Annotated in this window: 8 protein-coding genes and 1 other annotated feature; all 8 genes read left to right on the forward strand. The window is 28.0% G+C overall.

Annotated features, from left to right (window positions below; translation table 11 throughout):
* Positions 1-27: 27 nt before the first annotated feature.
* The 8 genes from Q6H37_RS09055 to gatA all read left to right on the forward strand — a co-directional run bounded on the left by Q6H37_RS09055 (position 28) and on the right by gatA (position 13,147).
* Positions 28-1,593, forward strand: coding sequence for a glycosyltransferase family 39 protein (locus Q6H37_RS09055; RefSeq protein ID WP_318741142.1), 1,566 nt, complete (start codon positions 28-30; stop codon positions 1,591-1,593).
* 158 nt (positions 1,594-1,751) lie between these two features.
* A complete protein-coding gene (locus tag Q6H37_RS09060; protein ID WP_318741144.1) occupies positions 1,752-2,876 on the forward strand; it encodes a glycosyltransferase family 2 protein in 1,125 nt (374 codons plus the stop codon).
* A gap of 20 nt (positions 2,877-2,896) precedes the next feature.
* Positions 2,897-5,131 (forward strand): glycosyltransferase family 2 protein, encoded by a 2,235-nt coding sequence (locus Q6H37_RS09065; RefSeq protein ID WP_318741146.1) that lies wholly within the window; start codon positions 2,897-2,899, stop codon positions 5,129-5,131.
* 29 nt (positions 5,132-5,160) lie between these two features.
* On the forward strand, positions 5,161-7,362 hold the full coding sequence (locus Q6H37_RS09070; protein ID WP_318741149.1) for a cellulose biosynthesis cyclic di-GMP-binding regulatory protein BcsB: 2,202 nt from the start codon (positions 5,161-5,163) through the stop codon (positions 7,360-7,362).
* Positions 7,363-7,693: 331 nt separating this feature from the next.
* Positions 7,694-9,214 (forward strand): diguanylate cyclase, encoded by a 1,521-nt coding sequence (locus Q6H37_RS09075; RefSeq protein ID WP_318741151.1) that lies wholly within the window; start codon positions 7,694-7,696, stop codon positions 9,212-9,214.
* Positions 9,215-9,457: 243 nt separating this feature from the next.
* Positions 9,458-9,710, forward strand: a binding site (T-box leader).
* Between the two features lie 238 nt (positions 9,711-9,948).
* Complete coding sequence (aspS, locus tag Q6H37_RS09080; protein WP_318741153.1) at positions 9,949-11,232, forward strand: aspartate--tRNA(Asn) ligase; 1,284 nt, start codon at positions 9,949-9,951, stop codon at positions 11,230-11,232.
* A gap of 91 nt (positions 11,233-11,323) precedes the next feature.
* Positions 11,324-11,608: an Asp-tRNA(Asn)/Glu-tRNA(Gln) amidotransferase subunit GatC gene (gene gatC, locus Q6H37_RS09085; RefSeq protein ID WP_007060199.1), complete on the forward strand. Its 285-nt coding sequence runs from the start codon at positions 11,324-11,326 to the stop codon at positions 11,606-11,608.
* A gap of 78 nt (positions 11,609-11,686) precedes the next feature.
* On the forward strand, positions 11,687-13,147 hold the full coding sequence (gatA, locus tag Q6H37_RS09090) for an Asp-tRNA(Asn)/Glu-tRNA(Gln) amidotransferase subunit GatA (RefSeq protein ID WP_318741158.1): 1,461 nt from the start codon (positions 11,687-11,689) through the stop codon (positions 13,145-13,147).
* The last annotated feature ends 11 nt before the right edge of the window (positions 13,148-13,158 follow it).

Raw genomic sequence — 13,158 nt, forward strand, 5'->3', positions numbered from 1 at the left:
ATACACATGATTTAGAGGTTTTTTACAATGAATGATATGGAAAATAGTTTTAAAATCACATATAGGTTTACTGAACCTAAAAAAAAGGATATGAGGCTTATATTTTTTATTATATTCAGTTGTGAAATAGCTTTAGGCATATACTTTAGTTATTTCAAGGATATAGTATTAAATGATGCTTTAAGCAGAACAGCAAATTCTTTTTATGTTTTATTTGTCAAACCAAGAAGATTTGCGTCAATTGGGCTTGTGTGGAATCCACTCCCAAGTGTATTACAACTACCATTAGTATATTTGGCAAAGTTTTGGAGGCCAATGGTTTCTTCAGGAATAGCAGCTAACATTATTACAGCATTGTTTTCTGCATTAAGTTGCAGCTATATATACAAAATCTTTATTAGACTAAAAGTACCAAAGGTTTACAGCATCATTTTAATAGCTTTATATGTAACTAATCCTTTTATATTTTTTTATGGTTCTAATGGAATGAGTGAAGTTATATTTTTCTTTATGATTATTTACAGTGTCTTGTGTTTAACTTTATGGATCAAAGAAGGATCTGCAAATTATATTGTTAAAATTGCGTTTGCATTGGCTATGGCATTTTTTTGTAGATATGAAGCAGTACCTTTTGCATTAGCAATTGGAGTAGGTGTTGTATTGATCATCTTTTTTAGTAAAAAAGAAAAAAAATTTGTTTTTAATAATAGTTTTAAAGAGAAATATTTTTATGCGGAAAGTAGTTTAGTAATTTTATATACTCCTTTTCTATATTCAATAATGTTGTGGATACTATTCAATTGGATTATAAGTGGAAATGCTTTATATTTTTTAAATTCAGCATACTCTAATTCAGCACAAAGCCAATATGCTGCAACTATTACAAATTCTATAAGTGCCTTAAAATATATTTTAAAAAAATGTGAGCCATTTATGCCATTGTTTATAGGAATTGTAATAATAAGAATTAAAAATAAAAGATTGCTAAGAATTGACTTCCTGATATTACTTTTTATGGTAATGATTATGATAATTTTTCATTTTACAATGCTTATTAAAGGAAATTCTTATGGATGGTTTAGATTTTTTTCTTATTCATTACCTATATGCTTTGCATGGATACCATACGAATTGTCAGAGATAAACAAAAAACATAAAAAATTTGAATTTTCAGTATTAATTGTCTCGTTATTGCTATCATCAATTTTAACAGGAACTGCTTTATTGGATGCTAGTCTTTCGCCAGAAGAGCATAATTTAATTATTACAAATGAGAGTCATAAAGTTGCTGATTATATAAATTCAGATTTAAGTGATGAAATTATATTATCTGATTCATTTTTAACTTCAGGGATATTGGTGAATGTTCAAAATGTAGATAATCTTGTAATAAGTAGTAGTTTAAATTTTAAAGAGGCTGTAAAAAATCCTTGGAAATATGGAGTTACATATATATTGGTTCCAGATAAATCAGGCATTGGTAAATTAGATGCTATTAATACTCAATATCCTGATTTATATAAATATGGCGCAGAGTGGTGTACATTAGTTAAAGAATTTGATGGGTACAAGCTATTTAAGGTTAACTATTAGAATTATCAATGAATCTTGCTTAATGGGAGTTTGGTTCTTCCACTAAATATTAGATGAATTATCTAGGGGCGTATCTACTGTTATCTCCTACTTTGATAGAAGTGGGAGTGTTACAGTAGGTAGCCATCAGATAAAACTATGTATTGGAAGGTGAATTAATGTTATCGGTTATTATTCCAGTATACAATGAGATGGAAAATATTAAAGAATTGGTTAAAAGAATAGAAAAAACTTTATTAAATGAAGAATATGAAATTATATTTATAGATGACAGTATAGACAATACTACTGAAGTAATAAAATCTATAGCAATTGAAGATAAGAAAGTAAAGTTTAGTCACAGGGAAACTAAAAATGGACTTTCTTCTGCAGTAGTTGAAGGATTTAAAATTTCTAATGGAGATATTGTAGCAGTAATGGATGGAGATTTACAGCATCCACCAGAAATACTATCTGATATGATAAATGCTATACATAGAGGTGCAGATGTTGTAGTTCCTAGTAGGTTTATACCTGGAGGAGATGATGGAGGCTTAAATTTATTTAGAAAATTAGTTTCAGCTGGGGCAAGATATATGGCTAAGATTTTGCTTAAAAAAATAAGAAATTTTTCTGATCCTACAAGTGGAATCTTTATGCTTAAAAAGCAAATAATTAATGAAAAAAAACTTTGCACTGTTGGATGGAAAATTTTACTTGAAATATTAGTTATAGGTGAATATAACAATCCAGTTGAAATTCCATATAAGTTTTGTAATAGAAACTCTGGAAAATCAAAAATGTCTTTGAAAGTTCAGATGGATTATATAGTTCATTTATTAAGTTTGATAAGCAGAAGTAGAGAGGATAAAAGATTTTATTCATTTTGTGCAGTAGGTTTAATAGGTGTTTTTATTGATATGAGTGTATTTGCACTAATAGGAGTGATACTGCCCGCCATATATGTAAAAGTTGCAGCAGTAATATCTGCAGTAATAGCTGTAGTATCAAATTATATTTTGAACAATTCAATTACTTGGGGAGATAAGTTAAAAAATCAAATGCAGCTAACAAATAAATTTTTTGGAATGAAGTTTATTAAATATGTAATGGTATCACTTATAGGAATTTTAATGAAATTTATAATTTTATTAATCTTCTACAATATGTTTGGATTAAATAAATATATAGGAAATTTTATTGGAATTCTTTGTTCTAGTTTTTCAAATTATTATATGAGTAAATTTTATGTTTTTGAAATTAACAGATTTAAAAATGTGGAAGATTATTATAAGAGTTTATAGAGAGTGAGTGTTTTGTTATCATGAAGAGCAATACAAATAGAATCGGAGATAGACTCTTAAAGCTGGGGTATATTTCTAAAAAGCAGCTAGAAATTGCATTAAAAATACAAGAAAAGAATAATGAACTTATAGGAAATGTATTAGTTAAGAATGGGTTCATATCTGAACAACAATTAGCGGAGTATATTGTTAATAGCCAATTTTCTAAGATTGGTGAATATCTGGTTTATGTAAAAGCTATAACACCTGAACAATTAAAACAAGCTATAAAGTATCAGCAAGAGAATGGTGGAAGATTAGGAAATATCCTAGTTTCATTAGGTTTTATAAGCCAAAAAGTGTTAGATGATTATTTAAAATTAAATTATAAAAATAGGCTTCCAATAGGAAAAATACTTGTAGAAAATAATGAAATAACAGAAGAACAACTTTTAAAAGCACTTGATTTACAGAAGAAGAGTGGAGGAAGATTAGGCGATATATTGTTATTTTTGGGATTTATAAAGCCTGAAAGATTATATAGGTATCTTGCTACACAAAATAATGTTGGTAGAGTTGGTAAAAACTTTGATTTAAGTATTTCTAAAAAGTTGCCATATGATTTAGCACTTAAGTATAATGCCATAATAGTAAACTTAAGAAATGATTCTTACATTATTGCTGTAAAAGAGTTATTAAATAATGAACAGTTAAAAGAAATTGAAACTTATCTTGGTAAACCAGTTGAGCAAGTATTAGCTACGATGTTTGAAATAGATAACTTTTGGAATGAGGTTTATAGTCATAAGCAAAATGAAGAAAGTGTATTTAAATTGTATGATGAACAACCAGAAAATTCAGCTATTGTAACATTTTCTAAATATCAATTAATAGTACTAATAATAACTTGTATAGTTTTATTATTACTTATGATAGCTAATTATAAGGCCACATTACTTTCATTGAATTTGCTTTTTCAAAGTATATATGCATTTATGACAGTTTTAAAATTGTATATAGTTTTAAAAGGTTCTTATAAAGATAAACAATTGCATTTTAGTAAAGAAGAAATAGCAGCTATAGATGAAAAGAAATTACCTGTGTATACTATTTTAATACCTGTTTACAAAGAAAAAGAAGTAATTCAAAGTTTAATTAAAAATATACAAAATATTGATTATCCACAGTATAAATTAGATGTTTGTGTATTACTTGAAGAAGATGATCATGAAACCATAGAAGCTGTAAAAAAAATGAATCTTCCAGAATATTATTCTACTGTTATTGTACCTAATAGTATTCCAAAAACAAAGCCTAAAGCTTGTAATTACGGACTCATTAGAGCAAAGGGGAAATATGTAGTTATATATGATGCGGAAGATAGACCAGAATCAGACCAATTAAAAAAAGTTTATTTATCATTTAAAAATTTGCCAGATAGTTATGTTTGTATTCAAGGTAAACTTAACTATTTTAATAGTAATCAGAATCTTTTAACACGACTATTTACACAAGAATATAGTATGTGGTTTGAACTACTTTTAGTTGGGATAATGCAAATAAAAACTCCTATACCACTTGGGGGAACTTCAAATCATTTTAAAATTGAATTTTTAAAAGAAGTTGGTGCATGGGATCCATTTAATGTTACTGAAGATGCTGATTTAGGAGTAAGATTGTTCAAAAAAGGTTACAATACGGCAGTGGTAGATTCTCGTACATGGGAGGAAGCAAATTCGGATTTGCCAAACTGGATTAGACAGCGTTCAAGATGGATAAAAGGATACATGCAAACATGGTTGGTACATATGAGACATCCAATACAGCTATACAAGTCACTAGGAATAAAAGGGTTTATAGGATACCAAGCTATGATACTTGGAACACCATTGCTTCCACTTATTAATCCTATATTCTGGCTAATGTTATTACTATGGTACACTACTAAGGCTAGTTGGATAAGGATTATGTTTCCAGGAGCATTTTATTACATAGCAGCTTTTCAGTTGTTTTTTGGAAATTTCATGTTTACATATACTAATGGAGTTGGTATGTACTGGGTTATAAGAGATTGCTGTCTTAAGAATAGACAACCATTTTCATATAGATTAGTTAAATATGCATTGATGTCACCTATATACTGGGTTTTAATGAGTGTAGCAGCTTATAAGGCTTTGATACAATTAATTGTTAAGCCATTTTATTGGGAAAAGACTAAACATGGCTTAACGGAAATAAGAGAAAAAGATATTGAAAGAAACAATGTTTCTATATAGCATAATTTTTAAAATTTAGGGAGGTAAAAATGTACAGAAAATTAAAATTCAAAGTAGAGTTAGTAATTATATCTTTGATAATTGCGCTTATAGTTCCATTTACTGCTTTTGCGGCAGGAGATAATAATTCAGGTAAAGGGTATGATATTCAAATATTTAAAGATGATCAAAAATTAAATTTACCTAAGAATACAGGTTCATATTGGTTTACTTTACCTAAGGGTTTTAATATTACAGATGATTCTTACATTGAATTGCATTTTACATTTTCCAATACTTTAATTAGTACTCGTTCTAATATTACTATGCTAATTAACGATTTTCCAGTGGAAACTAAATGGACTTATGATATTCAAAGGGAAACATCAGGTTGGTGGAATGTAAAATTACCAGTTTCAAAATTAAAAATAAATGGTATCAATGAACTTAAATTTCAAAGTAATCAAAGATCCATAGAAGGAGATTGTCAGGATATTGATAATCCTAGCAATTGGGTTGTTTTTCATAAAGATTCAAAATTGCATGTAACAGTAAATAAATATCCAGATGCTATATTATCAAATTTTTATCCTACATACTATGATAATTTTTTAAATGATAATATGTTAGCTACTGATTTTATATTGCCAAAAGTTGTAGATAATAATTCCATATGTGGATTATTAAAAATGTGTTCTTCCATTGGAAAAATGTATACTGCTAAAGATAACATTGACTATAATGTGTTTAAGGAAGGAGATAAAACAACAGAAAAAAATAAAGTGTTCATAGGAAAATATTCGGCTTTTTCTAATATTAATAATTTATTTAATGCAGAAAATATTAAATTGTCAAATGATGAAGGATATTTATCTATAAAAAGTGAAAATAACTCTACTTATAACACTTTAGTAACGGGAGAAAATGATATTGGATTAAATAAAGCAGTGGACTTTATATCAAATAATAATCTTCTAAATCAGGTTATAAGCAATTCTATAAAGGTTAATTCCAAGTTATCAGATAATAAAAGCATTCAAGATATCAATGAAGGTGGTATTTATAAATTTTCTGATTTTGGATATACAGATATTAATTTAAAAGGCGCTTTTCATCAGAAGGTAGATTTATCTTTTGTTCAGCCAAAGGGAATACAAAATTTGAAAGGCTCCTACATAGAATTGAAATTTAGGCATTCTAAAGTACTCGATTCAGATAGATCAAGTATAACAGTGTATATAAATGGAATGGCAGTAAATAGTGCTAAATTAACAGTAGCTAATGCTGAAGATGGTACTTTAAAGATTAATATACCTGAATCTGCCTTAAGTTTACCAGAGATAAAAGTTTCTATAGAATGCTACAACTATTTAGGTAAAATTGATTGCTCTAAAGATTATTATGATAGTGCATGGACTGTTATAAATTCAGACTCAAAGGTATGTTTACTTAAAGGAGAAACAAGCATACAACCTAATTTACAAAAGTTTCCGTTTTTTTACACAAAATATTCAAGTACTAAAGAACAAGTGGCTATAGGAATGGGAGAGCCTTCAAATGAACTTGATTTGAAGGCATCATCAATGATAGCAACACGTATAGGTCAAAACACCGGTGAAGTGTTTAATTGGGATGTACTAGGAAATGATGGCAAGTTAACTAATGAACAGAAGAAGATGAATATGGTGTTTTTAGGGTCTTATAGAAATGCCAAAATTCCAGAAAGTGTAAAAAATGAATTGACAGTAGTTCCTTTGGAAAGCGGGAATTTGGATATTAAGAAGGGGATTGATTTAGTTCCTGAAGTGCTGAGAGACAAAGTATTATTTCAAGTTGTAAGATCCCCATGGGATACTTCAAAACGTGTATATGTTATATTATATGATAATGATGCAAATCTTCAACTTTTAAATTCTGTATTAAATGATAGAAATGTATTGTCGAAATTAGATGGACAAGTTGCAGTATTGGATAATAATAAAGAAATTCATACTATAACTGTTAAAGAAACAAAAACTGTTAAAATAACAAAAACTTTTTTGGAACAGGTAAGATATATTGAATTTAAGACACATTTGCATTGGTGGATGCTATTAATTATGTCCATAGCTATAGTTGCAGGTGTTATAACTATAATCTTTTTACATAGAAGTAAAAATGAATTTAAGAAAAAGGGTGAAAAATTAAAAAATGAAAGTGGTTTTTCAAATAAAGAAAATGAAGAAATAATAAACAAAGATAAAAAGAATTAATAAATTTAAAATAGATTAATTTAATAGAATATTTCTAATAGATGTAATTTTAGCGGTATTTAACGATTGAATAATAAAGTTGACAAAGATGAGGTGTAAATTATACTTCATCTTTGTTATTTCTTAAATATATCTAGATTAATGGATTAGAAATATTTATTCAAGTATATAGGCACTTGTAGCTTATACTTCAAGAAAATCAGATGTAGACAATATTTGATTTAGTGATAGTGAATTTTATAAAGTAATCATGAGTATTAGATCAGACAATCATCGGATAAGTTAGATAAATATTATTTAATTACTTATTTTTATTAAAGGGAGATATTATATGAGAAAAATTATAAGTATTACTATTTTAGTTCTGTTTGTAAGTATATGTTTATTTTTAAATGCTTATAAAGCTAGTAATGTAAAAGCTAGTGAAAGTATTTGTAATTTAAATAATTATAATTTTACAAAAATAGGAACTGATAAATTAACAGATCAGTGGAAATTAAGTAATAATACAATGCTTGAACCATTGGATTTAAAATATAAAAATACTGATAAATTTAAAGTAGTACAAGATAACTTGAAAGCCCAAGCATATACATATTTTATTTTAAAAGATGAAATAGCAGATAAAGTAATTCAAATATCTAATGATAAGGATCCTTTTATAGAAATTAAACCTATGGAATTTGGATTTAAGGACCAGATTATGAATGAATTTATATTCCATTCAGGTATAGATTTTATAATAATAGGTGGCTTGTTTATTTTAGAATTATTATTTATATTTTTATATAAAAGGCTTAAAAAGGATAATGCTTTTCTGTATTTTTTTATGTTATGTTTATTAGTTCAAATGAGGTGCTTGTTTTTAAATGAGTGGTTAATTAAAATCGTTTTTCCCAATATGCCTAATGTGGAAATAATTAAAATTCAGGCATTTACATATTATCCATGGATATCTATATACATTTTATTTTTAAATGAATGGTTCACCAATTTATCTAAAAAGATAATTGCAAGTTCATTAATATTTTCATCAATTTCTATTATTATGCTTTTTATAACTAATGATAAATTGCTATTTTTTAATGAAGCTATCTTACTAATTATTATGATTAGTGTATTAATATTTCTAATAAATAAGGTTAGAAAAAAAGAAAAAAATAGTGAAATATCACTTATTGCTTTTTTATTTTTATTAATAACAACTATAAATGATATGTTGGTGGATAATTGTATTAAAGGTGGTGGGTATAGCTTTCAGATAGGTATTTTCATTTTTGCATTTTTGGAAACTTATGTAGTTATAACTAATTACTCTAATGAAATAATTAAATTAGAAAATTTGAGAATGCAAAACAAAATTATATACGAAAAATCAATTAGAGATGATTTGACAAATTTGTATAGTAGGAATTATATAGTATCTATATTAGATACTATGATAGAAATTTATATAAAGCAAGGGAAAAAATTTACTACATTAATGTTTGATATTGATTATTTTAAATCTATTAATGATACTTATGGTCATTTGTGCGGAGATGAAGTTTTAGTTGCTGTAAGTAGTGTCTTAAAAAAAAATTTGAGGTCTACAGATTATATTGGAAGATATGGTGGAGAAGAATTTATTGTTGTTTTACCTGATACACAAAAAGAAAAAGCAAAAGAAATAGCTGAAAGAATTAGAAAAGGTGTTGCAAATCTTTCATGGAAACAAAAGATCAATGTTACAATAAGTGGAGGGGTATATGAAAATGAAGTATATACAAAGTATGAATGTATAAAAATTGTTGATAAATTATTATATATGGCTAAAGCAAATGGTAGAAATCGAATTGAAACTAAAATATAAAATGAAAATAAATTGGTTGTTATGGGAAAAGTACATATATAAGATTTGTTGTATATAGGATTGCAATTGATACAAATAATAACAATGTTAAATAATATAGCATTTTGATAAAAACTTATTAAAGAATGTAATATTAATTAACTAAAGTGAAAAGAATATATTTAAATATTTAAAAAATTATCAAAAAACTATTGACTTATATTTATACAGTAATTATAATATAAACATAACTTGAAATGTTGAAGAAAAACAATGATAGGGAGAGTAAATATAATTCAGATTCAGAGCGAATTCGGGAAGGTGGAAGCCGAGTATGAAGATTATATTGAAGAACACCCTGGAGTATCTAACCGAAATTTTTATAAGAGTAGGCTTAGACGTATTCCCTATGTTACAAGGGATAGGTATCGATAAGTAAGTTTAATTATCTGTACCGATAAGAGATAGCTTTAAAGCTAAATTAGGGTGGCACCACGGAATAGTATCCGTCCCTATACCGCAAGGTATAAGGACGGTTTTTTATATTCAAAAATAAATTTAATTTATGCAAAGGCATAAATTCCCTAATGAAGCAGTAACTCTTATTTTATTATGTGTATATTTATAAGTATACCGGATAAGTGTTTAAAGCTAAATTAGGGTGGCACCGCGAAGAAATTCGCCCCTGTATCTATTAAGATACAGGGGTTTTTTATTTGGAAAAGTGGAAAATATATGTTTTAGGAGGCAATATTATGGAAAGATTATATGTAGAAAAAGTTAAGGAATCAGCTTCAGATGAAGTTTTAGTTCAAGGTTGGGTTCATAAAGTAATTGATTTTAAAAGCTTTGGTTTTGTTCATTTGAGAGATAAGACAGGAATAATTCAATTAGTAGTTGGTAAGGAACTTTTAAAGGGATTAAGATTAGAAATGAGTTTAGAGGTTGTTGGAACTAAGGTAGCAAATGAAAAGGCTCCAGGTGGGATTGAATTACAGGTTAAGGAATTAAAGGTTTTAGGAAAAACTTATTATGATAAACTTCCAATAACAGTAAATGAAAGAAAAAGCTCAGCTCATTTGGAAACTCAATTAGATTATAGATATATAAGTTTAAGAAATCCAAAAACTAGAGCAGCTTTTAAGGTTCAACAGGAAATAGTTACAGCTTTTAGAGAGTATTTATTACAAAATGACTTTTCAGAAATTCATACGCCAAAAATTTTAGGTGCAAGTACTGAAGGTGGTTCTGAAGTATTTACTATAAACTATTTTGACAAAAGAGCATTTTTAGCTCAAAGTCCACAGTTTTTTAAGCAAATGATGGTAGGAGCGGGATTTGAAAAAGTATTTGAAATAGCTCCAGCATATAGGGCAGAACTTCACAACACTTACAGACATTTAAATGAATATATAAGTCTTGATTTAGAAATGGGATTCATAAAAGATGAAAATGATATTATGGATTTAGAAGAAGGCTTTATGAGACACTTATTCCAGCATTTAAGAAAGACTTGCCAAAAGGAATTAGCAATGTTTGATGTAAGTCTTCCAGAAAAAGTGGAAATTCCAAGAATACCTCTTGCAGAAGCTCATAAAATACTCTTAGAGAAGTATGGTAAGAGATCTCCAGTAGGAAACATTGATGCTGAAGGAGAAGAACTTTTTGCAAAATATATAAAAGAAAAATATGATAGTGACTTTGTATTTTTAACAGCTTACCCAATTAAAAAGAGACCTATGTATGCTATGCCAGATGAAGATGGAATGACAAAGAGTTTTGACCTTATATATAAAGGACTTGAAATAACTACTGGAGGTCAAAGAATACACGATTATGAAATGTTAAAAGAAAATATAAAGAAATTTGGATTTAACCCAGAGGATTATGGATTCTATTTAGAAAGCTTTAGATATGGAATGCCACCACATGGCGGATTGGCTATAGGACTTGAAAGAATTACAATGAAAATTCTTAACCTAAGCAATATAAGAGAAGCTACATTACTCCCAAGAGATATGAAGAGATTAGAGCCTTAGGATATTTTTAAAAAATTAGCATTAATCATAAAATATTTAGAATGATTAAGCATTAGAAAGTATCTTGGTTTAGAAATAGGAGGATTTAAAGATGATAAGCATTGATGAGGTTAAATATATTGCGAAGCTTGCAAAACTTAAGGTTACTGATGAAGAAGCAGAAAAAATGGCTAAAGACTTTGAAGGAATATTAGGACATTTTGCATCTATAGATAAATTTGATTTAAGCGGCGTAGATTTGAATAAATATGAAGATGGATTAAAATCCTTTGTTAGAGAAGATGAAGTAAAAGTTTATGAAGAGAAGAAAAAATTATTCCAGAACGTTAAAAGCATGAGAGACGTTTACGTTGAAGTTCCAAAGATAATAGAATAATTAAAGTGGAATTAAGGTACTTTAACCTTTTAAAATACCTTGATTCTCGCTCTAATTTAAAATCAGGAGGTTGTAAATATGGAAATACAAGCTATGACAGCTTTTGAAATAAAAAAAGGTATAGAAGAAGGAAAATTTACTTCAGAAGAAATCGTAAAAAAGCTTTTTGAAAGAATAAAAGAAGTAGATCCAAAGGTAGAAGCGTATATTACACTTTGTGAAGAAGAAGCTATAAAATCAGCTAAAGCAGTGGATGAAAAAGTTAAAAATGGAGAAAAGCTTGGAAAATTTGCAGGAGTACCTATTGCAATTAAAGATAACATATGTACAGATGGAATAAAAACTACTTGTGCATCAAAAATGTTGGGAGATTTTATTCCTCCATATGATGCTACTGTAATTAAAAAATTAAAGGTAGAAGATGCAGTTATAATAGGAAAAACTAATATGGATGAGTTTGCTATGGGATCTTCCACAGAAAATTCAGCTTTTATGAAAACTAAAAATCCGTGGGATCTTAAAAGAGTTCCTGGTGGATCTTCAGGTGGATCTGCTGCAGTAGTAGCAGCTGGAATTGCACCAGTGTCATTAGGTTCTGATACAGGTGGTTCAATTCGTCAGCCAGCAGCATTTTGTGGAGTAGTTGGATTAAAGCCAACTTATGGATTAATATCAAGATTTGGACTTGTAGCTTTTGCATCATCTCTTGATCAAATAGGACCTTTTGGAAAAACAGTTGAAGATTGTGCTATGACATTAGAAACTATAGCAGGTTATGATAAAATGGATAGTACTAGTTCAAGAAAAGAAGTTGAAATAGATTATTTAAGTGCATTAGATGGAAGTGTTAAAGGATTAAAAATAGGAGTGCCTAAGGAATTCTTTGGAAAAGGCTTAAATGAAGAAATAAAAGCTTCTTTGGAAAAGGTTATGGAAAAGCTTAAAGAAATGGGTGCAATCGTTGAAGAAACTACTATGCCTATAACAGAGGAAGGACTTTCTTCTTATTATATAATATCTTCAGCAGAAGCTAGCTCAAACTTAGATAGATATGATGGAATAAGATATGGATATAGAGCTAAGGATTACGAATCTGTTGATGATTTAATGGCACAAACAAGAACAGAAGCCTTCGGAAAAGAAGTTAAGAGAAGAATCATGCTGGGGACATATGCATTATCTTCTGGTTACTATGATGCTTATTACAATAGAGCTCAAAAACTCCGAAAAGAAATAAGAAGACAGTTTAAAGAAACTCTTGAAAAATATGATTTAATATTGAGTCCAACTTCACCTGTACTTCCATTTTTAAGTGGAGAAAAGAGTGAAAATCCTATGGAAATGTATCTTGCGGATATATACACTGTAAATATCAATTTAGCTGGAGTTCCAGCATTATCCCTTCCTTGTGGATTTAGCAAAGAAGGACTTCCAATAGGAATTCAAATTATAGGACCTCATTTTGGAGAAAAGAAAATATTAAAAGCTGCTTATGCACTTGAAAAAGAACTTAAAGTAGATACTTTAGCTATAAAGTAAGCAGAAGGGAG

It is taken from the genome of Clostridium sp. JS66 (genome assembly GCF_033561535.1).
In the GTDB taxonomy this organism is placed as follows: Bacteria; Bacillota; Clostridia; order Clostridiales; family Clostridiaceae; genus Clostridium_AM; species Clostridium_AM carboxidivorans.